The sequence below is a fragment of the Flagellimonas hymeniacidonis genome, assembly GCF_008040165.1.
Taxonomy (GTDB): Bacteria; Bacteroidota; Bacteroidia; order Flavobacteriales; family Flavobacteriaceae; genus Flagellimonas; species Flagellimonas hymeniacidonis.
This window is the reverse complement of the sequence record NZ_VRUR01000002.1, coordinates 93,546-115,235: the sequence shown is the minus strand read 5'-3', so window position 1 is coordinate 115,235 and position 21,690 is coordinate 93,546. Positions and strand designations below refer to the sequence as shown.

Genomic DNA, 21,690 nt, shown 5'->3' with positions numbered 1-21,690 from the left:
CGTATTAGTATCTGTAAGTAATTCTTGCTTTTGTTAAATCATATGGGCTCATTTCAAGTTTTACCTTGTCGCCAGGAAGTAATTTAATATAGTGCATACGCATCTTCCCAGAGATATGTGCCGTAACAACATGACCGTTCTCTAATTCAACTCTAAACATCGCGTTTGACAATGCTTCAATTATAGTTCCGTCTTGTTCTATTGCTGGCTGCTTTGCCATAAATTATGCTACTTTTCTATTTTTTCCGGTTTTCATCAAACCATCGTAATGCCTGTTCAACAAATAAGAATTTACTTGCTGTACCGTGTCAATTGCAACACCCACCATAATTAATAGTGATGTACCTCCATAAAACAATGCCCAACCTGCTTGTACATCCATCAACTTTACCACAACAGCAGGTAATACTGCCAAGAGTGCCAAGAAAACGGAACCGGGCAAGGTTATCAATGACATGATTTTATCTAAATAATCTCCAGTTTCTTTTCCTGGTCTAATACCCGGTATGAAACCACCACTTCTTTTTAAATCATCTGCCATTTTGTTCGTAGGAACCGTAATAGCGGTATAGAAGTAGGTAAATATGATAATTAAAACTGCAAATAAGATGTTGTACGCCAATCCGAAGATATCCGCAAACTGCACTTCCATCCATTGCCCTACTGCTGTATCATTAAAAGTTCTACCCAGTAAACTAGGTGCAAACATAATTGCTTGTGCAAAAATGATTGGCATTACCCCAGAAGCATTAAGCTTAAGTGGAATGTACTGCCTAGAACCCATAACGTTTTTCTCATATCCGCCTGAAGCAGTTCTTCTCGCATATTGTACTGGAATCTGGCGAATAGCCATTACCAAAAGTACACTTGCCAAAATAACCAAGAACCATATGATCACTTCGATTAGTATGAACATGATACCCCCAGTGTTATTGGCAGTTCTTGAAATAAATTCTTGAACAAAAGACTGTGGCATTGTTGCTATAATACCTATCATGATCAAGAGGGAAATACCGTTACCGATACCCTTATCTGTAATCTTCTCTCCCAACCACATGGCAAACACACAACCGGTCACCAATATAATTACTGCAGGAATGATGAAATCCAAACCTTTTCCTAATATGAAGGCACTATCTGGAACACCAAGTGCACCAAGACCAAACAAATACGCAGGAGCTTGAACGATACAGATTGCAATGGTCAACCATCGTGTAATCTGATTTATTGTTTTTCTTCCACTTTCTCCTTCTTTCTGCAATTTTTGCAGGTATGGAATTGCAATTCCCATCAACTGCACCACAATAGATGCAGAGATATACGGCATAATACCAAGTGCAAATACTGAAGCATTTGCAAAGGCCCCTCCTGTAAAAGCATTAAGAATCCCTAAAATACCTTGCTCGGTATTAGAGGTTAATTGCGCCAATTGGGAAGTATCAATACCTGGAAGCACCACTTGGGCACCAAAACGATAAACCAATAACAGCCCTAACGTAATAATTATACGCTGTCTTAGTTCTTCAATTTTCCAAATATTTGATATGGTCTCAACAAATTTCTTCATGCTATTCTTCTTATAAACTTATTGCTTCACCGCCTGCGGCTTCAATTGCTGCTTTAGCAGAAGCAGTAAATTTATGTACTGAAATTTTTAGGGGTGCTTTTAATTCACCATCTCCCAAAATTTTCACCAAATCATTCTTATGTGCCAATCGGTTCTCCACAAGAATATCCAAGGTTACTTCTTTCTTAATAGTACCATTGTCTACCAATTCTTGCAATTTGCCCAAATTGATACCTTGATATTCTTTTCTATTGATGTTCTTAAAACCAAATTTAGGAACACGACGTTGTAAAGGCATTTGTCCGCCTTCAAAACCAAGTTTTTTGGAATATCCAGATCTAGACTTTGCACCTTTATGACCTCTTGCAGAAGTTCCACCTTTTCCAGAACCTTCTCCTCGTCCTAAACGTTTTCCATCTCTGTTAACAGCGCCTTCTGCTGGTTTAAGATTGTGTAAATCCATGTACCGTTATATTTTAAGCTTCCTCTGTGGAAACTAAATGTTTTACCTTATTTATCATTCCAAGGATATTAGGCGTTGCATCATGCTCAACAACATGCCCAATCTTGCGCAAACCAAGAGCTTCTAAAGTCCTTTTTTGGTTTTGAGTCCTCTTGATAGCGCTCTTTACTTGTTTAACCTTAATCTTTGACATTTTATCAGTGTTTAGTCCTTAGTCTTTAGTCTTTAGTTATCTCTGGTTTCACTTTCGGTTGGAAAAGCCACTATTTACTATCGACTATAGACTGTCAACCTATTTTTTATCCCTTAAAGACTTTTTCTAAAGAAATACCTCTTTGATTGGCCACAGTTTGTGCTCCTCTTAATTGTAAAAGGGCATCAAAAGTAGCTTTAACAACATTATGTGGATTGGAAGATCCTTGGGATTTTGACAATACATCATGTACTCCAACCGCTTCCAATACCGCTCTTACAGCTCCACCGGCGATAACCCCGGTACCATGTGAAGCAGGCTTAATGAAAACTCTTGCTCCACCATATTTTCCTTTTTGCTCATGCGGTAGCGTACCCTTATTTAAAGGAATACGAACCAAATTCTTTTTTGCATCTTCAATTGCTTTAGCAATCGCTGTAGCAACTTCTTTAGACTTTCCTAAACCATGCCCTACTACACCATTCTCATCCCCAACAACAACAATTGCTGAAAATCCGAATGCTCTACCACCTTTGGTAACTTTAGTAACCCTTTGGACTCCAACCAAACGATCTTTCAACTCCAGTCCACCTGGCTTAACTATTTCTACGTTTTTGTATTTCTGGTACATAGTTATATTAGAATTTAAGTCCTGCTTCCCTAGCTCCTTCAGCCAATGATTTTACTCTACCGTGATAAAGGTTTCCACCTCTGTCAAAAGCTACAGCTTCAAAACCAAGTTTTATTGCTTTTTCTGCAATCGCTTTTCCAACTTGGGTAGCTACTTCGCTTTTGGTCCCTTTTGCTTCTACATCTTTGTCTCTTGATGATGCAGCAGCCAAAGTAACTCCTTTGTTGTCATCTATCAATTGAGCATATATCTCTTTGTTACTTCTGAAAACAGACAATCTTGGTCTTGCTTCAGTACCAGTAGAAATCTTTCGTATTCTTCTTCTGATTCGTAATCTTCTATCCGTTTTAGATAATCCCATAGTGCTACTTATTATGCTGATTTACCTGCTTTTCTTCTTAATTGCTCACCAACAAACTTGATACCTTTTCCTTTGTACGGTTCTGGCTTGCGGAAAGCTCTGATCTTGGCAGCAACTTGACCTACCAATTGTTTGTCATGAGACGTTAACTTTACGATTGGGTTCTTACCTTTTTCAGAAACCGTCTCAATTTTTACTTCTGGAGCAATATTCAACACAATATTGTGTGAGAAACCTAAAGCCAAATCCAATTTTTGTCCTTGGTTACTTGCTCTATATCCTACACCAACTAGTTCCAACTCTTTGGTCCATCCTTTAGACACACCATCAACCATATTGTTGACCAATGAACGGTAAAGTCCATGCTTTGCTTTATGCTCTTTAGAATCAGAAGATCTGCTCAATTGAACACTTCCATCTTCAACCTTTATCGCAATCCCTGAAAATTCTTGGGAAAGTTCTCCCAATTTACCTTTTACGGTAACTACATTCTCGTTCACTTCTACAGTGACACCTTCTGGAATTGTAATTGGATTGTTACCTATTCTAGACATTTTTTTTCTCTTTACTCAATTAATAAACGTAGCACAATACTTCGCCACCTACGTTATCTTGCTTTGCTTGTTTGCTTGTCATAACACCATGGGATGTTGAAACTATAGCAACGCCCAATCCGTTAAGAACTCTTGGCAATTCATCTGAACCTGCATATTTACGCAATCCAGGTTTACTTACCCTTTGCAATTTTTTAATCACTGGCTCTTTGGTAAACTTATCATACTTCAAGGCAATTTTTATGTTCCCCTGAACTTTGTTATCCTCGAACTTGTAGCTCAAAATATATCCTTGATCGAACAATATTTTGGTAATCTGTCTTTTTAGATTGGAAGCGGGAATATCCACTACCCTATGACCTGCACTACTGGCATTTCTAATTCTGGTCAAATAATCTGAAATTGGATCTGTAAGCATTTCTTTTCTTTATCTGTTTACCAACTTGCCTTTTTAACACCTGGAATCAAGCCCTGATTGGCCATTTCCCTAAAAGTAACCCTAGATATACCAAATGTTCTCATATATCCTCTTGGTCTTCCAGTTAGTTTGCAACGGTTTCGCATACGCACTGGAGATGCGTTTTTAGGAAGCTTTTGTAAAGCCTCATAATCACCAGCCTCTTTTAAAGCTTTTCTCTTTTCAGCATATTTTGCTACCGTTTTAGCCCTTTTTACCTCACGGGCTTTCATTGATTCCTTAGCCATACTAGTTCTTTTTAAAGGGTAATCCCAATTCGGTTAACAATGATTTTGCTTCTTTATCTGTATCGGCAGAAGTAACAAATGTGATATCCATTCCGTTAATTCTGTTGATTTTATCAATATTGATTTCAGGGAAAATGATTTGCTCAGTAACACCAAGGTTATAATTTCCTCTTCCGTCGAAACCTGTAGCCCTTATCCCTTGAAAATCACGTACCCTAGGCAACGCAGATGTAATCAATCTATCCAAGAACTCATACATACGCTCTCCTCTTAAGGTTACTTTGGCACCAATTGGCATACCTTTTCTTAGTTTGAATGTTGCGACATCCTTTTTAGAAAGAGTAGCTATTGCTTTTTGACCAGTAATATTGGTCAATTCGTCCACAGCGTGATCAATAAGTTTCTTGTCAGATACAGCAGCACCAACTCCACGGCTAACTACTATCTTTTCCAATTTAGGAACTTGCATTACATTTTTATAACCAAATTCCTCGGATAGTGCTTTTACCACACGCTCCTTATACTCTGTTTTTAATCTTGGAATGTAACTCATAACTAAATTACTTCATTGGATTTTTTGGCAAGCCTAACTTTCTTTCCATCTCTTACCTCATATCCTATACGCGTAGTCTCACCAGATTTTGGATCAAGCAACGATAGGTTGGAGATATGTATGGGAGCTTCCTTCTTTACAATTCCACCTTGAGGGTTTTTTGCACTTGGCTTCTCGTGTTTTGAAACGGTATTTACCCCTTCCACGATAGCTTTGTTCTTTTCACGGTCAACCTGAAGTACTTTGCCTTCAGTGCCTTTGTGGTCTCCCGCAATGACTTTAACCGTATCCCCTGTTTTTATTTTCAACTTCATCTTTCTGAAATTTCTTTTAAAGCACCTCTGGAGCTAGTGAAACAATTTTCATGAACTGTTTGTCCCTAAGCTCTCTGGCCACTGGTCCAAAAACCCTAGTTCCTCTCATTTCTCCTGTCGGATTCAGCAAAACACAAGCGTTGTCGTCAAAACGGATGTAAGAACCATCTGGTCTTCTTACTTCTTTCTTTGTTCTCACCACAACAGCTGTAGAAACAGAACCTTTTTTTACTGTTCCATTGGGAGCAGCTTCCTTAACGGTAACCACAATCTTATCACCCAATGAAGCATATCTTCTTTTTGTTCCTCCAAGTACACGGATGGTCAAAACTTCTTTTGCCCCTGTATTGTCCGCTACCTTTAATCTAGATTCTTGCTGTAACATAATTATTTAGCTCTTTCAAGGATTTCAACCAGTCTCCAACATTTTGTCTTACTCAATGGTCTGGTTTCCATTATTTTAACGGTATCACCTTCGTTGCAATCATTCTTTTCATCATGGGCAACATATTTCTTGGTCTTAAGAACGAACTTCCCGTACATTGGGTGTTTTACACGCTTTACCTCAGAAACCACTATTGATTTCTCCATTTTGTTGCTGGTAACAACGCCAATTCTTTCTTTTCTTAAATTTCTTTTTTCTTCCATAAGGCAGAACCAATTATTGTAATTCCCTTTTTGTTAATTCTGTTGCAAGTCTTGCCACCGTCTTTCTTGTCTTTCTTATCTGCAAAGGATTTTCCAATGGCGTAACTGAATGCGCAATTTTTAAATCTGCATGCTGCTTTTTAAACTCAGTCAACCTTTCCTTTAGCTCTTCAATTGAAAGTTCTTTTATTTCTGCTTGTTTCATCTTCTTTTCAATTAAAAATTAAGCGGAATAATCCCTAGCTACAATAAACTTAGTTTTCACTGGTAACTTCTGCGCAGCAAGCCTTAAGGCTTCCTTTGCAATGTCCATAGGGACACCTGCTACCTCAAACATGATTCTTCCGGGCTTAACAACGGCCACCCAATATTCTGGAGCACCTTTACCTTTACCCATACGTACTTCAAGAGGCTTTTTTGTGATAGGCTTGTCCGGGAATATCTTGATCCACAACTGACCTTGCCTTTTCATATACCTTGTCGCAGCAATACGCGCAGCCTCTATTTGACGGGAAGTAATGAAATGTGAATCCAAGGATTTGATACCGAACATTCCATTGGAAAGCTGGTGTCCTCTTTGGGAATTCCCTTTCATACGCCCCTTCTGGGCTTTACGAAATTTTGTTCTTTTTGGCTGTAACATTTTACCTTTACTTTATCTTATTACTTTCTACGACGTTGTGGCTTCTTACCATCTCGTTTGTCGCCTTTTCCTTGACCTTTGGACAATCCTACTAATGGGGAAAGCTCTCTCTTACCATAAACCTCACCCTTCATGATCCAAACTTTGATTCCCAATCTCCCGTAAGTCGTATGCGCTTCATGCAAAGCATAATCTACATCCGCACGGAAGGTTGATAATGGAATCCTTCCTTCTTTGTAAGACTCGGAACGCGCCATTTCAGCTCCGTTCAAACGTCCAGAAATCTGAATTTTGATTCCCTCAGCATTCATACGTATTGCAGCTGCAATGGCCATCTTAATAGCTCTTCTGTATGAAATTCTGCTTTCAATTTGCCTTGCAACACTTGCAGCAACCAAATTGGCATCAAGCTCAGGTCTCTTTATTTCATGAATATTGATTTGAACCTCTTTGTTGGTGATTTTCTTAAGCTCTTCCTTAAGTTTATCAACTTCCTGTCCACCTTTACCAATAATAATACCAGGTCTAGCCGTAGTAATGGTAATGGTAATCAATTTTAAGGTTCTCTCAATAATTACCCTAGACACACTGGCTTTTGCCAAACGTGCGTGGATATATTTTCTTATTTTATCATCCTCAGCCAGCTTATCGCCGTAATCTTTACCGCCGTACCAGTTAGATTCCCATCCTCTGATTATTCCTAAGCGATTTCCTATCGGATTGGTCTTTTGTCCCATATTATACTCTAGCTTTGAACGTTGTTATTAGCTTCCAAGATCATGGTAACATGGTTGGAACGTTTTCTAATTCTGTGTGCTCTTCCTTGTGGTGCAGGACGTAGTCTTTTCAACATGGTTCCTCCGTCCACACGGATTTCTTTAATGATAAGGTCAGCATCTTCAATGCTAGCTTCTTCATTTTTAGCTTCCCAGTTAGCAATTGCAGAAAGTAATAATTTCTCCAACTTTCTTGAAGCTTCTTTTGGATTGAACCTCAAAATTGCAAGTGCCATTTCTACCTGCTTTCCTCTTACCAAGTCAGCGACCAAACGCATTTTTCTTGGTGACGTTGGGCAGTTGTTCAACTTTGCAATAGCAAGCTGTTTTTTCTCTTCCTTTAACCTTTCGGCCATTTGTCTTTTACGAACTCCCATAGCTTACTTACTTTTTACCTTTGTTTTTAGCTCCTGCATGACCTCTAAAAGATCGCGTAGGTGAAAATTCTCCAAGCTTGTGACCTACCATGTTTTCTGTTACATAAACAGGAACAAATTGTCTCCCGTTGTGTACCGCTATGGTTTGTCCTACGAAATCTGGAGTTATCATTGAGGCTCTAGACCATGTTTTGATAACTGATTTCTTACCTGAATCTATATTATTCTGGACTTTCTTTTCCAGACTATGATGAACGTAAGGTCCTTTTTTTAATGAACGTGCCATTTACTTTTCTTTTATTTCTTTCTACGTTCTATGATATATCTATTGGTGTCTTTAGTCTTGGAACGTGTTCTAAATCCTTTAGCAGGAATACCGTTCTTAGATCTTGGGTGACCTCCAGAAGCCCTTCCTTCACCACCACCCATTGGGTGATCAACAGGGTTCATGGCTACTGGTCTAGTTCTTGGTCTTCTACCCAACCATCTGCTTCTACCCGCTTTACCAGATACCAACAATTGGTGGTCAGAATTGGAAACAGCTCCAATAGTAGCCAAACAATTGGCTAAAATCATACGAGTTTCTCCAGATGGCAATTTAATGGTAACAAACTTTCCGTCCTTTGCCATTAACTGCGCAAACGTACCTGCACTTCTTGCCATTACAGCTCCTTGACCAGGTCTTAATTCGATACATGAAATAATAGTACCCAATGGAATTTCACTTAAAGGCAGTGCATTTCCAATTTCTGGAGCTGCTTTTGTACCAGAAGATATTTTCTGACCTACTTGCATTCCATTTTGAGCCACTACATATCTCTTTTCACCATCTTTGTATTCAACCAAAGCGATAAATGCAGTTCTATTGGGATCGTACTGGATTGATACAATTTTAGCATCAACACCTTGCTTATCTCTTTTAAAATCGATAACACGATACCTTCTTTTATGCCCACCACCTCTATGGCGAATGGTCATTTTTCCTTGACTGTTCCTACCACCTGACTTTTTTATCGGAGCAAGCAAGCTTTTCTCCGGCTTATCAGTAGTGATCGCGTCAAATCCGTTCACTACTCTAAAACGCTGTCCAGGGGTTATCGGTTTTAATTTTCTAACTGACATTTCTCGTCTTTATAGATTACTGTAAAAATCAATAATATCACCTTCCGCTACGTCAACAATTGCTTTCTTCAAAGCATTTGTTTTTCCGTGTTGGATTCCTGTTTTTGTATAACGACTCTTACGATTTGGACCATAGTTCATGGTTCTCACCTTTTCCACAGAAACACCATAAGTAGTCTCAACAGCTTCCTTAATTTGAAGCTTGTTGGCCGTTGGGTCAACGTAGAAACCATAACGATTGAAAAGCTCGCTGTCCGCGGTCATTTTTTCCGTAATGATTGGTTTTATCAACACACTCATGATTTTCTTATTTCTTTAGGTTCGATTCTATTCCCTCCAAAGCACTTTCAGTCAATACTACATTTCCAGCGTTAACTATCTTGTAAGTACTTAATTCTGAGCTAGTTACAACTTCGGAACGCTCCAAATTGCGCGACGACAAATATACATTATTATTTGAATCGCCCAACACTATAAGAGACTTTTTATTTTCTATTCCAAGAGAGGCTAAAAATGCTTTAAAATCCTTGGTCTTTGGCGCTTCAAAATTGAAGTCCTCAACCACTACCAAAGCTTTCTCTTTTGACTTTAATGTCAAGGCTGATTTACGAGCCAAACGCTTCACATTTTTGTTCAATTTTTGGACATAATCTTTTGGTCTTGGGCCAAAAATTCTACCACCACCTCTAAAAATTGGAGATTTAATACTACCAGCTCTTGCAGTACCAGTTCCCTTCTGTTTTTTGATCTTTCGGGTACTCCCTACAATCTCAGCTCTTTCTTTTGCTTTGTGAGTACCTTGTCTTTGGTGCGCTAAATATTGCTTCACATCTAAATAGATGGCATGCTCATTAGGTTCTATAGCGAAAACATCGTCAGAAAGGTCAACCTTTCTCCCTGTTTCTTTTCCTTTAATATCTAAAACTGCAACCTTCATTACTTCTCAATTGTTACGTAAGCATTCTTATGGCCTGGAACCGCACCTTTTACTACGATAAGGTTTTTCTCAGGAACCACTTTCAATACTCTCAAGTTTTGAACTGTTACTCTTTCACCACCCATTCTACCTGCCATCTTCATTCCTTTGAAAACTCTAGCAGGATACGATGCTGCACCGATAGAACCAGGGGCTCTTAATCTGTTGTGCTGACCGTGGGTTGCTTGACCAACACCGGCAAAGCCGTGTCTTTTAACAACACCTTGGAAACCTTTACCTTTTGATGTACCAATAACATCAACAAACTCTCCTTCAGTGAAAAGCTCTACATTTAAAGTATCTCCCAATTTAAACTCACCTTCAAAATCTCGGAACTCAACGACTTTCTTTTTAGGAGAAGCACCTGCTTTTTTAACATGGCCTAACTCAGCCTTGTTTGCACGTTTTTCTGCCTTGTCATCGAAACCAAGCTGAAGGGCACTATACCCGTCGACCTCTTCGGTTCTGACTTGGGTAACCACGCATGGTCCAGCCTCAATAACGGTACATGGAACATTCTTTCCATTCTCGTCGAAGATGCTGGTCATACCGATTTTTCTTCCTATTAACCCAGACATATTTATAATTATTAATTGTTTACTTTTTGTTACGCCAATTTCTTGGCAAAAAAATTGGGCCAAGAAAATCCTCTGACCCAGATTTTTTTCTTTCACCATTTTTCCCTCGCGAAACGCTCAGGACATGTCCACCACCTTTTTAACAAGGCAGTTTAATAACTTACACTTTTATCTCAACCTCAACACCGCTAGGAAGCTCAAGCTTCATAAGAGCATCAATAGTTTTTGATGAAGAGCTATAGATATCCAATAGTCTTTTGTAAGAACTTAATTGGAACTGTTCTCTAGATTTCTTGTTCACGTGAGGTGAACGCAAAACTGTAAATATCTTTTTGTGCGTTGGCAATGGAATTGGACCCGTAACCACAGCACCTGTTGTCTTAACTGTCTTTACAATTTTTTCAGCAGACTTATCCACCAAATTGTGATCGTAAGATTTAAGTTTTATTCTAATTTTTTGACTCATCTTGCTGAAAAATTAAGCGGTTACTCCTTTTACTGATTTAATAACTTCTTCTGCAATATTGGTTGGAGTTTCTGCATAGTGCGAAAATTCCATAGTTGATGTTGCTCTACCAGAAGACAATGTTCTCAATGATGTAACATAACCAAACATTTCTGATAAAGGCACCTCACCTTTAACCACTTTAGAACCAGCCCTATCACTCATATCGCTAATAGTTCCTCTACGTCTATTCAAGTCACCAACAATATCACCCATGTTTTCTTCAGGTGTTAACACCTCAATTTTCATGATAGGTTCCATCAACACTGATCTTGCAGACTTAGCAGCAGCCTTGTATCCCATTTTTGCAGCCAATTCAAAGGATAATGAATCTGAATCCACAGGGTGGAAAGAACCGTCCTTTAAAGTAACCTTCATACTATCCATTTCGAATCCAGCTAAAGGACCATTCTTCATGGCTTCCTTAAATCCTTTTTCTACTGATGGAATATATTCTTTAGGAATATTACCTCCTTTAATTGTGTTTACAAACTCCAATCCTACTACTTCATCACCAGCTGGCTCCATAGTAAAGACAATATCCGCGAATTTACCACGACCACCGGACTGCTTCTTGTAGACTTCTCTATGATCAGCAGATTGCGTAATCGCTTCCTTGTATTCCACTTGAGGTTGACCTTGGTTAACCTCAACCTTAAATTCGCGACGTAAACGGTCAACGATAATATCTAAGTGAAGCTCACCCATACCAGAAATAATAGTCTGACCCGATGCTTCATCTGTTTTTACTTGGAATGTAGGATCTTCTTCAGCCAATTTTGCCAAAGACATCCCTAATTTATCCACATCAGCCTTAGTTTTAGGCTCAACTGCAATACCGATTACAGGATCAGGGAAATCCATACTCTCTAACACAATTGGGTGTTTTTCCGCAGACATGGTATCACCAGTCTTGATATCCTTAAATCCTACAGCAGCACCAATATCACCAGCTTCAATGTAATCAATAGCATTTTGCTTATTGGAATGCATTTGGTAAATACGGGAAATACGTTCTTTTTTACCTGAACGGTTATTCAATATATATGAACCTGCATCCAAACGGCCAGAATATGCTCTAAAGAATGCCAAACGACCCACAAAAGGATCCGTAGCAATTTTAAACGCCAAAGCTGAAAATGGCTCTTTTGGATCTGGTTTTCTAGTAATCTCATTACCAGTATTTGGATCGGTACCTACAATATCATCCTTATCTACGGGAGATGGCAAGTAACGACAAACAGCATCTAATAAGAATTGAACTCCTTTGTTTTTGAATGAAGAACCACATACCATAGGAATGATAGCCCTATCCATAACAGCAGCCCTAAGTGCAGCATGCACTTCTTCTTCGGTGATAGAATCTTCATCTTCGAAGAATTTCTCCATCAACTCCTCATCATATTCTGCAACAGCTTCAATTAAGGCAGCTCTATACTCCTTAACTTCCGCTTGCATCTCCTCAGGGATATCGATAACATCAAATGTGGAACCAAAGTTCTCATCGTGCCATACAATTGCTCTATTCTTTGCCAAGTCAACAATTCCTCTAAAATCGGCCTCGTCTCCTATCGGTAATACAATTGGAACTGCATTAGAACCAAGCATTGTTTTCACCTGATTACAAACCATTAAGAAGTTAGATCCTTGACGGTCCATTTTATTTACGAAGCCAATACGTGGAACTTTATAGTTATCAGCTAGCCTCCAGTTTGTTTCCGATTGAGGTTCAACACCATCAACAGCACTAAATAAGAAAACTAAACCATCCAAAACACGTAATGAACGATTCACCTCTACGGTAAAATCAACGTGTCCGGGAGTATCAATTATATTAAAGTGGTATCCTTTTGTATCTTCTGTAGGCTTTCCATTTTCTATAGGAAATTCCCATGTACAAGTAGTTGCAGCAGAGGTAATGGTAATACCACGCTCCTGCTCCTGCTCCATCCAGTCCATAGTGGCAGCGCCATCATGTACTTCACCTATTTTGTGACTTACACCGGTATAAAAAAGAATACGCTCTGTAGTAGTGGTTTTTCCAGCATCAATATGCGCTGCAATACCTATATTCCTTGTAAATTTTAAATCTCTTGACATTTTACCAACTAGAATCTAAAGTGAGAGAATGCTTTATTGGCTTCCGCCATCTTATGAGTATCTACTCTTTTCTTAACCGCCGCGCCTTCTTCTTTTGCAGCAGCCAAAACTTCCGCAGCTAATTTTTGCGCCATAGATTTTTCATTACGCTTTCTAGAGTAACTAATCAACCATTTCATTGCAGTAGAAATCTTTCTATCTGGACGGATTTGCATTGGAATTTGAAATGTAGCACCACCTACTCTTCTACTTCTTACTTCAACATGTGGCATTACATTGGAAAGTGCATCTTTCCATAACTCCAAAGCAGTTTTTTCTTCGTCAGTATTTTTCTCTTCAACGATATCAATTGCATCATAAAAAACTTTGAAAGCAACTGATTTCTTACCATCCCACATCATCATGTTCACGAAACGCGTTACCAGCTGATCGTTAAATCTTGGATCTGGCAACAATGGTCTTTTCTTCGCCTGTCTTTTTCTCATCTCTTCTTATTTTTTAGGACGTTTTGCACCGTATTTAGATCTACGTTGTGTTCTTCCTGCAACACCTGCAGTATCCAATGCGCCACGGACGATATGATATCTAACTCCTGGCAAATCCTTTACTCTACCACCTCTAACCAATACTATCGAGTGCTCTTGGAGGTTGTGACCTTCACCAGGGATATATGCGTTAACTTCTTTACCATTTGTTAACCTCACCCTTGCAACTTTACGCATTGCAGAGTTTGGTTTTTTTGGTGTAGTCGTATAAACACGCGTACATACCCCTCGTCTTTGAGGACACGAATCCAAAGCAGCCGATTTACTCTTCTTGGTAATTGTGACTCTTCCTTTTCGTACTAATTGTGAAATTGTTGGCATTAAAATTTCTATTAAAAATGTAAACAACCCTCTTTTTGAGGGCTGCAAATGTAGTGATATTTCGGAATAATTCAAATCTTGATAGATTAAATTTCCAATCAATCTTAAAAAACTAAAATAGAGTTGAATACTAAGGGTCAATTCACCCTCATTTTAAGCTATTGAAAAATTAAAAAGCCACTGCCCTTTGTTACAATGTTCCACTAAAGGCGACTAGGTTAATAAGGCCATCTTTACTTTTTAAATCAATATTTTTCTTCTTTAAAAACCCCTTAACCTCCTCTTGATGTTCTGCCTTAAATAAAAAGATCAATTCCTTTTTCTTGGAACTGACATAAACTGGAGCACTACCATCAACAGAAATGTAATAATTGGTTTCATCTACAAATCTATGTGGAAAAGAAACCGCATGTGAGGTTTTAGCTTGCTTACCTTCTTTGAACAACTTATTTCTTTGCTCTAATAATTTGTAGTTGGTGGTGGTGTAAATCGTTTTTAGATACCCCATAGATTTTTCACCTTTTTCATTCACCAATGAAAAGTAATTATAGGTATTGTTCCCTAGAGAACAAGATATTTCTTCACTCTTTAATAACGCTCGGGTCACCTCTTCCTCGAGCTGTGTTTTTTTAATTTCAAATTCATCGTTAAATGCATTATAACGCAAATACATCTTGGCCTCCTCATCGGTGTTGAAAAAAACTTTACCAAGAACAAAGTCTTCATTTAAATATATTGAGCCTTCAATATCGTCCAATGCAATACGTTGCTCTATCCCCATATTGGCCAGCTTATCCCGCATTTGATTATAAAAATTCTCTGAAGCCGGATTATTTCCAAAGTCGGGCCCGATTCCCTGTAACCCTTTTTGATATGAACTAACAACACCTGGTTGCACATTTGCACTTTGCTGGGCAATTAGGCCAATGCACCAAAAAAAGGAAGTAATTCCCACTAAAAAAGTCTTCATAATCACTTTATAATATATTAAGGTATAAATTACAAATAAAATTTGGCATTCTATACCCACATATAAATCTTTTCAAAAATCGAGGTTACACTGTTGGTCTTCAAAATTTATCCAACGTAGATTCCAAGGCATTAAACCCCATAAACAAACTCATTCGTGTATTATTTCTAACATTTGTTGCTGCAATATTTGCATTCTTAACAATTTTACATCTCATCAATTAAGAGGTTAATAATTATGGATATTCATTTTGCGGATAGTGCATTTACAAACCTTGTCTTAAAATTTTAGTAAAATTAGTTTGGATTATTAACATGAAATTATGATTTTAGCGCCTAGCTAATTCAAATAATTTTAAAATGAGAACAAAACTTAATGGATTGTTAACGCTGTTATTGGCGTTTGTTGTGCAAATTTCGTTTGCGCAAGACAAGACGATTTCAGGTACAGTTACGGATTCCGATGGTCTTCCGTTGCCTGGGGTTAATATTGTCGTTGAAGGTACCACTAACGGTACTCAAACAGATTTTGACGGAAATTACGCTATCAGCGCAAGTCAAGGTCAAGCACTACTTTTTACTTACATCGGGCAAAAGCCTGCAAGAAGGACTATTGGTGCGGAGAGCGTTATTAACGTTCAAATGGAAGAAGATGCACAGGCCCTAGAAGAAGTTTGTGGTAACAGCTCTTGGTATCAAAAGGGAGAAACAAGCATTGGGTTACGCTGTAACCGAAGTTGGTTCCGAAGATTTAGAACAACGTCCTGAAGGTGATGTTGCGCGTGTTCTTCAAGGAAAAGCTTCTGGGGTTCAGATTACACAGCAGAGTGGTCTTTCTGGTTCTGGTACCAATATCATTATTAGAGGTCAAACAACATTTAGTGGTAGTAACCAGGCGTTATTTATTGTTGATGGTGTTCCTTTTAGTACTGATACCAACCCTTCGGGTAGAAATGGATCTCGTCAAGATTTCATTAACGGTAACAACGGTTCCAGTAGATTCTTGGATTTGGATCCTAACAGTATTGAAAGCGTAAACGTTCTTAAAGGACTTGCAGCTGCAACACTATATGGATCTCAAGGTCGTAACGGGGTAATCCTTATTACTACCAAAGGTGGTTCAACCCAGCAAGGTCCAAAAAAGACAGAAATCACTGTTAACTCTTCAATGTTCTTCAACGAAATTGCTTCGTTGCCAGAATATCAAGATGTTTATGGTAATGGTTTTGACCAGTCCTTCGGATGGTTCTTCAGTAACTGGGGTCCTGCTTTCGAAGAAGGTGGTCCTTCAGGTTGGGGGCAACAAAACGCCATCAACGGTACGGCTTCTGGTACTCCAGGATTCTTACAGCACCCATATTCTACATCAACTGCTGCCATTCAAGCAGCTTTCCCAGAATTTCAGGGAGCATTGTACGAGTGGAGACCATATGACAGTGTAAAGAATTTCTTTAAAACAGGTACTGTTGCCAATACCTCTGTAAACGTAAGAGGAACATCTGATGATGGAAAGATTGGATATAACATGAACTACGGTTACTTAAAGGATAATGGTTTTACTCCTAACAACGGTGTTACTCGTAATACACTATCCGTAGGTGGTAGAGCAATATTATCTAACAAGTTTACTGTAAATGGTACGTTGAACTTTGCAAGAACCAAGTTTGTATCGCCTCCAGTTGCCTTAAGTCAAGGTAATGGTGCTACGGGTACAGGTTCTTCTATATTTGGTGATCTTTGGTTTACTCCAAGGAGTATCGATGTTGTGGGACTTCCTTTCCAGGATCCTATTACTGGAGGTAGTGTTTACTACAGACAGAACAACTCTATACAGCATCCACTTTGGACAGTGAACAATGCGGAAACAAACCAAGAGACCAACAGGGTCTTTGGTCAGGCTACTGTTCAATATGAGATCAATGATAATCTTAATCTTGTTTACCGTGCTGGTATCGATGTCTATAGTGAGAACAACACCAACTTCCAAAATAAAGGAGGAATCAACAGTAACTCTGGAGATGTAAGACTTGCTAGTGGTGTTTATGAAACATGGAACAACACCAATACTATTTGGGACCATAACTTGGTATTGAACGGTGATTTTGATATCACTGAAAAAATTGGTTCAACGTTCAACGTTGGTGCAACCACAAGACGTGAGATATTCGATCAAAATGGTGTTGCCAGTGATGGTCAGCAAGTATTTGGAGTGTTGAGACACTTCAACTTCTTGAACCAAAATGAGATTCAAACATTTAATGAAAGAAACATTGCAGGGGTTTATGCTCAAGCAGATTTCGATTACGACAACTTCTTATACGTAACACTTGCTGGTAGAAATGACTGGGTATCCAACTTCTCAACAGAGAACCGTTCTCAGTTCTACCCTTCTGCTAGTTTGTCTTTTATTCCGACTGCAGCCATTGATGGGCTTAAATCCGAAAACGTATTAAACTACTTGAAGATTCGTGGTGGTATAGGAGTTTCTGCAAACTTTGATGGTACTTCCAATTATCCAATTGCAAGTACATTAACATTGGATACTCAAGATGCTCAAGATTCATCTGGAAGAAACATTGTAACCAATACTACAGGTATTCGCCTTGGTAATCCAGATCTACAACCAGAAACACTGGAAGAGATTGAAATTGGTATCGAATCTAGATGGTGGGATAGCAGAATCACATTAGATGCTTCTATTTACCAAAGAAAAACCAATGATTTGATATTGGACAGACCTCTTGATCCAGCAACTGGATTTACAGTAACTGCAACCAATATTGGTGAGATTGAATCAGAAGGTGTGGAAATTGATTTAGGTGTTAACTGGATCAGAGCCAAAGAAGAAGGTGGTTTTGATTGGTCGACCAACTTGAATTTCACTGCCTATGAAACTACCGTAGTGGATTTAGGATTGGATACAGATCAGGTGGTTTACTCTGGTTTTTCTAACTTAGGTAACGCTGCTATTGAAGGAGAGCCATTAGGGGTATTCTTCGGTAGTAAGATTTTAACTGATGCTAACGGTGATTTTGTTGTAGGTGCAGATGGTAACTACGTTCAAGCACCAAACGATGGTATCATTGGTGATCCAAACCCAGACTGGGTAGCAAACGTAAGAAACAGTCTTTCTTATAAGAACTTCACCCTAGCGTTCCAGTGGAACTATACCCAAGGTGGTGATATTTATTCTTCTACAATTTCAACATTGTTAGGTAGAGGATTGATCACTGAAACTATAGATAGAGAAAACACGTTTATCCTTCCTGGTGTTGATGCCAATGGCAATGTCAACAACAGACAGATCAACAACTCTACTTATTTCTTTAGTAACCTTTTATTTGGTCCTAGCGAATTGCAAGTGTATGACGCTACAACAGTTAGGTTACAAGAAGCTTCTTTAAGCTACAGCCTTCCATCTAAATTTTTGGACAAAACACCATTTGGATCTCTTTCGTTCACGGTATCTGGTAACAACCTATGGTACAGAGCTATCAATACTCCTAAAGGAGCAAACTTTGATCCAAATACATCAGGTACTGGTGTAGGTAACGGTTTTGGATTTGATTTCCTTAATGGACCAAGTTCAAGAAGATACGGACTTAGTGTAAAAGCATCATTCTAAGAAAAAGAAAAATAATAATGAAAATAATGAAAAACATAAACAGATATATGACTTTGACGGTCTTGGGAGGATTGCTTGCATTCACTTCCTGCGAGACCACAGAGCTCGACATTACAGCGGATCCAAATGCGCTGACCCCAGACCAAGCGGGTGTCGATTTCTTCTTAAATTCTATTCAGGAAGACTTTGTAAGACAGTTTGAAGGGGATGCAGATTTTGACCTTAACGATAACTGGGCATCTGGTGGTAACACCACAGGTGATGGTTTCAATGAGTTAGGGATGGAAATGACACGTGTTGTAAACATGAATGGTAGAAACTATACCAGTGTTTACCAAGACAGTGACATGAACGATGAGTGGATTAATGCCTATAGAGGTGTTCTTGCAGATATTCGTGCGATGACTCCTTTAGCAATTGAAGCGGAACAAACCAGACATATTGGTATTGCACAGTTTATTGAAGCATACCTTATGGTCAGCATGGTTGATTTCTTTGGTGATGTTCCTTATTCTGAAATAGTTCAGGGAGCAGAAGCAAACTTCAATCCAGCAGTGGATTCTGGAGCTAGCATCTACGATGCCATGTTGCTTCTTTTAGATGATGCTATTGCGAATTTTAATAGCACTCCATCTGCAGATCCTGCCGTAGATTTCTTTTATGGAAATGATTACGACAAATGGGAAAGAGCTGCAAATACGCTGAAGTTGAAAATCTATGTTCAACGTAGATTGGTAGATTCAGGTGCTGCTGCTAGCTTTAATGCAATCATAAACAGCGGCAACTATATTCAAAGTACCGCGGATGACTTCCTTTGGGCTTGGCCAGCAACTAGTGCTACGCAGCCAGATACAAGACATCCAAGATATGGTATCAACTATCAAGCTGCTGGTGCTGGAGAATATATGTCAAACTGGTTAATGCAATTGATGGACACTTCAAGTGACCCAAGAATTCGTTACTATTTCTACAGACAGACAGATGCGGTTCCAGGTGCTGGTATCGCTCCTAATGAAGAATTATTGAACTGTTCTTTGGAAACTCCTCCTCAGCACTATCTAGATGCAGGTTTTGGTGGTGACTTCTGTTACCTACCAAACGGATTCTGGGGTAGAGCTCACGGTGAGGCTGATGGTATTCCACCAGATGGTCTTTTAAGAACAACCTATGGTACTTACCCAGTAGGTGGTAGATTTGATGATGACAGTTTCCAGGCTATTGGTCCATCTTCAGGTGGTGGTGGAACTGGTATCACAAACCTATTGACAGCCTTTGGTGTTGACTTTATGAGAGCTGAAATGGCAATGGTAGCTGGTGATGAGCCAGGTGCTCGTACGTTTATGTTAGCTGGTTTGGATAAGTCTGTTGCTAAAGTTCAAGCTTTCCTTTCAGGAAGAACAGCTGGTGCAGATACATCTTTTGAGCCTTCTGCTGGTGATATTACTGCTTATAGCACGCAACTTGGTATCGATTTTGATGATGCCGACACTAGTGGTAAGTGGGATATTCTTGGAGAGCAAACTTTTATAGCGCACTTTGGTAACGGTGTTGAACCTTATAACTTCTACAGAAGAACAGGTTTCCCTACTACCTTACAGCCTAACTTGGAGCCAGATCCAGGAGTGTTTATCCGATCTATGTACTATCCAGCTAACGCGGTGAACAACAACTCCAATATCACGCAAAAAACGGATCAGACGCAACCAGTATTCTGGGATACGAACGCAACTGCCCCTGCAGCAAACTAAAAAAAAAGAGCAATGAATATAAAATTTAATTTCATGAAAAATTTTAAGATGTACGCCCTGTTTGCCTTGGCTATCTTGGTTGCCTCATGTGAGGAGGACGACAAGATCACCATAGGGGTGCAGGAAGACGTAACGAGTGGAGCTATCTTAAGAACCTTGTCTCAAACTGGTTCATTGGATATGTTTGATACCACTGCCCCTATATCCTTTAGTATTCAAGAACAAGACGCTGAAGGTGGAGACCTTTTAGATCGTGTTGAGATTACAGGAAGTTTTGTAGACAACAATGGTGATGATGATTCTACTTCTGGAGCACTAACTACTATTACAGAGTTTGGTGAAACTGATGGGCTTCCAAGTTTTGAATATAGCCTTACGTTGGCAGAGTTTCTTACCGCTCTGGGATTAGACATTACCCAAGTATTGCCTGGTGATCAGTTTGTTGTGGATATGGAACTTTTCCTTACCGATGGTAGATCATTTAAAAATGAAGATACTACCGGTAACGTTAGTGGTGGATCTTTCTTTAGTTCTCCTTACCGTTACACAGAGACTGTTAGTGATGGTGTAAGCTTTCTATTACCATTCTTGAACGATGGTATCAACGTTGCGGATAAGACCGGTATCAATATCGCGCCTACCGCTACTAATGATGATTACTCTGTTCAAATAAGAATAGATGATGGAGCGGATGGAGCTTTGCTTAATACTTTGACTATCTACAGAGAGTTTGTGGACAGGACTATTTTAGAAGGTGATCCAGACCTTTCTGAAGCGGAAACTGTGGAAGCTACTTATGATATTTCTAGCCTTACCTCTGAAGATGGTGTAAGGACTGTGGATTTCACACGTACGCTTGCTCAGCTTTATGGAGCTACATTGACTTTTGCTGATTTAGGACTTAACGATGAATTTAACCTTCGTTTTGAAATTGAAACAGCAGACGGTAGACTGATTACTACAGATGAGCCCGGTACAGAGTACTATGCTCAGATCAATGTATTGGAATGTACACTATTGAACGCTACTGCACCATTCCCAGGAGAATACACTATCAACTTCTTTGATAGCTTTGGTGATGGATGGGATGGAGCCTCTATTGATGTATCTATTGATGGTGGTAGTGCCACATCTTATACAATCCTTAACGGGTCCTCAGGAAATGCTAAATTCACTGTGCCTGAAGGTGCTACCTCATTGGAAGTTACCTATACACCAGGTAACTTTGAAGAAGAGCATTCTTACAACATAGCTGATCCAAATGGAAACCAAGCTGCAGCTGATGCTGGTGGTCCTTTAGGACCAGTAGTTGGAACAGTTGGTATAGCTGTTTGTGAATAATACTATTTTTTAAGTATCCAAAAATGGGCATCTTTAAAGATGCCCATTTTTTTTGTTATACATTTTAACGCTATT

The 21,690-nt window shown here is 39.1% G+C and carries 31 protein-coding genes; 4 read left to right on the top strand and 27 right to left on the bottom strand.

Annotated elements, in window-relative coordinates:
- Positions 1 to 4: 4 nt before the first annotated feature.
- From infA to FVB32_RS09280, 27 genes are all read right to left on the bottom strand, one after another.
- On the bottom strand, positions 5 to 220 hold the full coding sequence (infA, locus tag FVB32_RS09410; protein ID WP_014031991.1) for a translation initiation factor IF-1: 216 nt from the start codon (positions 218 to 220) through the stop codon (positions 5 to 7).
- Positions 221 to 223: 3 nt separating this feature from the next.
- Positions 224 to 1,567, bottom strand: coding sequence for a preprotein translocase subunit SecY (secY, locus tag FVB32_RS09405; RefSeq protein ID WP_147743549.1), 1,344 nt, complete (start codon positions 1,565 to 1,567; stop codon positions 224 to 226).
- 10 nt (positions 1,568 to 1,577) lie between these two features.
- Positions 1,578 to 2,030, bottom strand: a complete 453-nt coding sequence (rplO, locus tag FVB32_RS09400; RefSeq protein ID WP_147743548.1) for a 50S ribosomal protein L15 — start codon at positions 2,028 to 2,030, stop codon at positions 1,578 to 1,580.
- A 13-nt stretch (positions 2,031 to 2,043) separates the two neighbouring features.
- Entirely contained in the window at positions 2,044 to 2,223 is a 180-nt protein-coding gene (gene rpmD, locus FVB32_RS09395) for a 50S ribosomal protein L30 (protein WP_055397075.1), read from the bottom strand.
- A 106-nt stretch (positions 2,224 to 2,329) separates the two neighbouring features.
- Complete coding sequence (rpsE, locus tag FVB32_RS09390; RefSeq protein WP_147743547.1) at positions 2,330 to 2,854, bottom strand: 30S ribosomal protein S5; 525 nt, start codon at positions 2,852 to 2,854, stop codon at positions 2,330 to 2,332.
- 7 nt (positions 2,855 to 2,861) lie between these two features.
- On the bottom strand, positions 2,862 to 3,215 hold the full coding sequence (gene rplR, locus FVB32_RS09385) for a 50S ribosomal protein L18 (protein ID WP_147743546.1): 354 nt from the start codon (positions 3,213 to 3,215) through the stop codon (positions 2,862 to 2,864).
- Positions 3,216 to 3,226: 11 nt separating this feature from the next.
- On the bottom strand, positions 3,227 to 3,769 hold the full coding sequence (gene rplF / locus FVB32_RS09380) for a 50S ribosomal protein L6 (protein WP_147743545.1): 543 nt from the start codon (positions 3,767 to 3,769) through the stop codon (positions 3,227 to 3,229).
- A gap of 19 nt (positions 3,770 to 3,788) precedes the next feature.
- A complete protein-coding gene (gene rpsH / locus FVB32_RS09375; RefSeq protein WP_147743544.1) occupies positions 3,789 to 4,187 on the bottom strand; it encodes a 30S ribosomal protein S8 in 399 nt (132 codons plus the stop codon).
- Positions 4,188 to 4,204: 17 nt separating this feature from the next.
- Positions 4,205 to 4,474, bottom strand: coding sequence for a 30S ribosomal protein S14 (rpsN, locus tag FVB32_RS09370; protein ID WP_055397065.1), 270 nt, complete (start codon positions 4,472 to 4,474; stop codon positions 4,205 to 4,207).
- A 1-nt stretch (position 4,475) separates the two neighbouring features.
- A complete protein-coding gene (gene rplE / locus FVB32_RS09365; RefSeq protein ID WP_147743543.1) occupies positions 4,476 to 5,027 on the bottom strand; it encodes a 50S ribosomal protein L5 in 552 nt (183 codons plus the stop codon).
- A 2-nt stretch (positions 5,028 to 5,029) separates the two neighbouring features.
- Positions 5,030 to 5,341 (bottom strand): 50S ribosomal protein L24, encoded by a 312-nt coding sequence (rplX, locus tag FVB32_RS09360; protein ID WP_147743542.1) that lies wholly within the window; start codon positions 5,339 to 5,341, stop codon positions 5,030 to 5,032.
- Between the two features lie 16 nt (positions 5,342 to 5,357).
- Positions 5,358 to 5,726 carry a 50S ribosomal protein L14 gene (gene rplN, locus FVB32_RS09355; protein WP_055397059.1) on the bottom strand — a complete coding sequence of 123 codons (369 nt, stop codon included), beginning with the start codon at positions 5,724 to 5,726 and terminating at the stop codon, positions 5,358 to 5,360.
- A gap of 2 nt (positions 5,727 to 5,728) precedes the next feature.
- Positions 5,729 to 5,989 carry a 30S ribosomal protein S17 gene (gene rpsQ, locus FVB32_RS09350; protein WP_121850002.1) on the bottom strand — a complete coding sequence of 87 codons (261 nt, stop codon included), beginning with the start codon at positions 5,987 to 5,989 and terminating at the stop codon, positions 5,729 to 5,731.
- A gap of 13 nt (positions 5,990 to 6,002) precedes the next feature.
- On the bottom strand, positions 6,003 to 6,194 hold the full coding sequence (gene rpmC, locus FVB32_RS09345; RefSeq protein WP_147743541.1) for a 50S ribosomal protein L29: 192 nt from the start codon (positions 6,192 to 6,194) through the stop codon (positions 6,003 to 6,005).
- Positions 6,195 to 6,212: 18 nt separating this feature from the next.
- Positions 6,213 to 6,632 carry a 50S ribosomal protein L16 gene (rplP, locus tag FVB32_RS09340; RefSeq protein ID WP_055397052.1) on the bottom strand — a complete coding sequence of 140 codons (420 nt, stop codon included), beginning with the start codon at positions 6,630 to 6,632 and terminating at the stop codon, positions 6,213 to 6,215.
- Positions 6,633 to 6,652: 20 nt separating this feature from the next.
- Positions 6,653 to 7,369 (bottom strand): 30S ribosomal protein S3, encoded by a 717-nt coding sequence (gene rpsC / locus FVB32_RS09335; RefSeq protein ID WP_147743540.1) that lies wholly within the window; start codon positions 7,367 to 7,369, stop codon positions 6,653 to 6,655.
- An 8-nt stretch (positions 7,370 to 7,377) separates the two neighbouring features.
- Positions 7,378 to 7,785, bottom strand: a complete 408-nt coding sequence (gene rplV, locus FVB32_RS09330) for a 50S ribosomal protein L22 (RefSeq protein WP_147743539.1) — start codon at positions 7,783 to 7,785, stop codon at positions 7,378 to 7,380.
- Between the two features lie 7 nt (positions 7,786 to 7,792).
- A complete protein-coding gene (rpsS, locus tag FVB32_RS09325; RefSeq protein ID WP_055397047.1) occupies positions 7,793 to 8,071 on the bottom strand; it encodes a 30S ribosomal protein S19 in 279 nt (92 codons plus the stop codon).
- An 11-nt stretch (positions 8,072 to 8,082) separates the two neighbouring features.
- A complete protein-coding gene (rplB, locus tag FVB32_RS09320; RefSeq protein WP_147743538.1) occupies positions 8,083 to 8,907 on the bottom strand; it encodes a 50S ribosomal protein L2 in 825 nt (274 codons plus the stop codon).
- A 9-nt stretch (positions 8,908 to 8,916) separates the two neighbouring features.
- A complete protein-coding gene (gene rplW / locus FVB32_RS09315) occupies positions 8,917 to 9,207 on the bottom strand; it encodes a 50S ribosomal protein L23 (protein WP_147743537.1) in 291 nt (96 codons plus the stop codon).
- A 7-nt stretch (positions 9,208 to 9,214) separates the two neighbouring features.
- Entirely contained in the window at positions 9,215 to 9,844 is a 630-nt protein-coding gene (gene rplD, locus FVB32_RS09310) for a 50S ribosomal protein L4 (RefSeq protein WP_147743536.1), read from the bottom strand.
- The gene (gene rplC / locus FVB32_RS09305) at positions 9,844 to 10,461 is read right to left on the bottom strand and encodes a 50S ribosomal protein L3 (protein ID WP_147743535.1); all 618 of its coding nucleotides are present in this window, start codon (positions 10,459 to 10,461) and stop codon (positions 9,844 to 9,846) included. Before rplC ends, rplD begins: the two co-directional genes overlap by 1 nt.
- A 160-nt stretch (positions 10,462 to 10,621) precedes the next feature.
- Positions 10,622 to 10,927, bottom strand: a complete 306-nt coding sequence (gene rpsJ, locus FVB32_RS09300; RefSeq protein WP_007094989.1) for a 30S ribosomal protein S10 — start codon at positions 10,925 to 10,927, stop codon at positions 10,622 to 10,624.
- 12 nt (positions 10,928 to 10,939) lie between these two features.
- Positions 10,940 to 13,066: an elongation factor G gene (fusA, locus tag FVB32_RS09295; protein WP_147743534.1), complete on the bottom strand. Its 2,127-nt coding sequence runs from the start codon at positions 13,064 to 13,066 to the stop codon at positions 10,940 to 10,942.
- An 8-nt stretch (positions 13,067 to 13,074) separates the two neighbouring features.
- Positions 13,075 to 13,551, bottom strand: coding sequence for a 30S ribosomal protein S7 (gene rpsG / locus FVB32_RS09290; RefSeq protein ID WP_055397037.1), 477 nt, complete (start codon positions 13,549 to 13,551; stop codon positions 13,075 to 13,077).
- Between the two features lie 6 nt (positions 13,552 to 13,557).
- Positions 13,558 to 13,932 (bottom strand): 30S ribosomal protein S12, encoded by a 375-nt coding sequence (gene rpsL, locus FVB32_RS09285; protein ID WP_031445118.1) that lies wholly within the window; start codon positions 13,930 to 13,932, stop codon positions 13,558 to 13,560.
- 190 nt (positions 13,933 to 14,122) lie between these two features.
- Positions 14,123 to 14,902, bottom strand: a complete 780-nt coding sequence (locus tag FVB32_RS09280) for a hypothetical protein (RefSeq protein WP_147743533.1) — start codon at positions 14,900 to 14,902, stop codon at positions 14,123 to 14,125.
- Positions 14,903 to 15,261: 359 nt separating this feature from the next.
- Between FVB32_RS09280 and FVB32_RS18010 the strand changes: the two genes are divergently transcribed.
- From FVB32_RS18010 to FVB32_RS09265, 4 genes are read left to right on the top strand one after another with little or no spacing between them, the layout of a single operon-like run.
- A complete protein-coding gene (locus FVB32_RS18010; protein WP_317132206.1) occupies positions 15,262 to 15,669 on the top strand; it encodes a carboxypeptidase-like regulatory domain-containing protein in 408 nt (135 codons plus the stop codon).
- Positions 15,578 to 18,526 (top strand): SusC/RagA family TonB-linked outer membrane protein, encoded by a 2,949-nt coding sequence (locus tag FVB32_RS09275; RefSeq protein WP_317132205.1) that lies wholly within the window; start codon positions 15,578 to 15,580, stop codon positions 18,524 to 18,526. Before FVB32_RS18010 ends, FVB32_RS09275 begins: the two co-directional genes overlap by 92 nt.
- Positions 18,527 to 18,552: 26 nt before the next feature.
- Positions 18,553 to 20,274, top strand: coding sequence for a SusD/RagB family nutrient-binding outer membrane lipoprotein (locus tag FVB32_RS09270; RefSeq protein WP_147743532.1), 1,722 nt, complete (start codon positions 18,553 to 18,555; stop codon positions 20,272 to 20,274).
- A gap of 33 nt (positions 20,275 to 20,307) precedes the next feature.
- Positions 20,308 to 21,615, top strand: coding sequence for a hypothetical protein (locus FVB32_RS09265; protein ID WP_147743531.1), 1,308 nt, complete (start codon positions 20,308 to 20,310; stop codon positions 21,613 to 21,615).
- The last annotated feature ends 75 nt before the right edge of the window (positions 21,616 to 21,690 follow it).

Coding starts and splice junctions, on each gene's coding strand:
- rpsN (WP_055397065.1), bottom strand. CDS start 4,474: ATGGCTAAGGAATCAATGAAAGCCCGTGAGGTAAAAAGGGCTAAAACG.
- rplW (WP_147743537.1), bottom strand. CDS start 9,207: ATGAGTGTGTTGATAAAACCAATCATTACGGAAAAAATGACCGCGGAC.
- FVB32_RS09280 (WP_147743533.1), bottom strand. CDS start 14,902: ATGAAGACTTTTTTAGTGGGAATTACTTCCTTTTTTTGGTGCATTGGC.
- rplD (WP_147743536.1), bottom strand. CDS start 9,844: ATGAAGGTTGCAGTTTTAGATATTAAAGGAAAAGAAACAGGGAGAAAG.
- rplX (WP_147743542.1), bottom strand. CDS start 5,341: ATGAAGTTGAAAATAAAAACAGGGGATACGGTTAAAGTCATTGCGGGA.
- rplO (WP_147743548.1), bottom strand. CDS start 2,030: ATGGATTTACACAATCTTAAACCAGCAGAAGGCGCTGTTAACAGAGAT.
- fusA (WP_147743534.1), bottom strand. CDS start 13,066: ATGTCAAGAGATTTAAAATTTACAAGGAATATAGGTATTGCAGCGCAT.
- rplB (WP_147743538.1), bottom strand. CDS start 8,907: ATGTCAGTTAGAAAATTAAAACCGATAACCCCTGGACAGCGTTTTAGA.
- rpsQ (WP_121850002.1), bottom strand. CDS start 5,989: ATGGAAGAAAAAAGAAATTTAAGAAAAGAAAGAATTGGCGTTGTTACC.
- FVB32_RS09265 (WP_147743531.1), top strand. CDS start 20,308: ATGAAAAATTTTAAGATGTACGCCCTGTTTGCCTTGGCTATCTTGGTT.
- rpsL (WP_031445118.1), bottom strand. CDS start 13,932: ATGCCAACAATTTCACAATTAGTACGAAAAGGAAGAGTCACAATTACC.
- rpsG (WP_055397037.1), bottom strand. CDS start 13,551: ATGAGAAAAAGACAGGCGAAGAAAAGACCATTGTTGCCAGATCCAAGA.
- rplP (WP_055397052.1), bottom strand. CDS start 6,632: ATGTTACAGCCAAAAAGAACAAAATTTCGTAAAGCCCAGAAGGGGCGT.
- rplN (WP_055397059.1), bottom strand. CDS start 5,726: ATGTTACAGCAAGAATCTAGATTAAAGGTAGCGGACAATACAGGGGCA.
- rplF (WP_147743545.1), bottom strand. CDS start 3,769: ATGTCTAGAATAGGTAACAATCCAATTACAATTCCAGAAGGTGTCACT.
- rpsE (WP_147743547.1), bottom strand. CDS start 2,854: ATGTACCAGAAATACAAAAACGTAGAAATAGTTAAGCCAGGTGGACTG.
- rpsH (WP_147743544.1), bottom strand. CDS start 4,187: ATGCTTACAGATCCAATTTCAGATTATTTGACCAGAATTAGAAATGCC.
- rpsC (WP_147743540.1), bottom strand. CDS start 7,369: ATGGGACAAAAGACCAATCCGATAGGAAATCGCTTAGGAATAATCAGA.
- infA (WP_014031991.1), bottom strand. CDS start 220: ATGGCAAAGCAGCCAGCAATAGAACAAGACGGAACTATAATTGAAGCA.
- secY (WP_147743549.1), bottom strand. CDS start 1,567: ATGAAGAAATTTGTTGAGACCATATCAAATATTTGGAAAATTGAAGAA.
- rplV (WP_147743539.1), bottom strand. CDS start 7,785: ATGGGAGTTCGTAAAAGACAAATGGCCGAAAGGTTAAAGGAAGAGAAA.
- rplC (WP_147743535.1), bottom strand. CDS start 10,461: ATGTCTGGGTTAATAGGAAGAAAAATCGGTATGACCAGCATCTTCGAC.
- rplE (WP_147743543.1), bottom strand. CDS start 5,027: ATGAGTTACATTCCAAGATTAAAAACAGAGTATAAGGAGCGTGTGGTA.
- rpsS (WP_055397047.1), bottom strand. CDS start 8,071: ATGGCACGTTCATTAAAAAAAGGACCTTACGTTCATCATAGTCTGGAA.
- FVB32_RS09270 (WP_147743532.1), top strand. CDS start 18,553: ATGAAAAACATAAACAGATATATGACTTTGACGGTCTTGGGAGGATTG.
- FVB32_RS18010 (WP_317132206.1), top strand. CDS start 15,262: ATGAGAACAAAACTTAATGGATTGTTAACGCTGTTATTGGCGTTTGTT.
- rpmC (WP_147743541.1), bottom strand. CDS start 6,194: ATGAAACAAGCAGAAATAAAAGAACTTTCAATTGAAGAGCTAAAGGAA.
- rplR (WP_147743546.1), bottom strand. CDS start 3,215: ATGGGATTATCTAAAACGGATAGAAGATTACGAATCAGAAGAAGAATA.
- rpsJ (WP_007094989.1), bottom strand. CDS start 10,927: ATGAGTCAAAAAATTAGAATAAAACTTAAATCTTACGATCACAATTTG.
- rpmD (WP_055397075.1), bottom strand. CDS start 2,223: ATGTCAAAGATTAAGGTTAAACAAGTAAAGAGCGCTATCAAGAGGACT.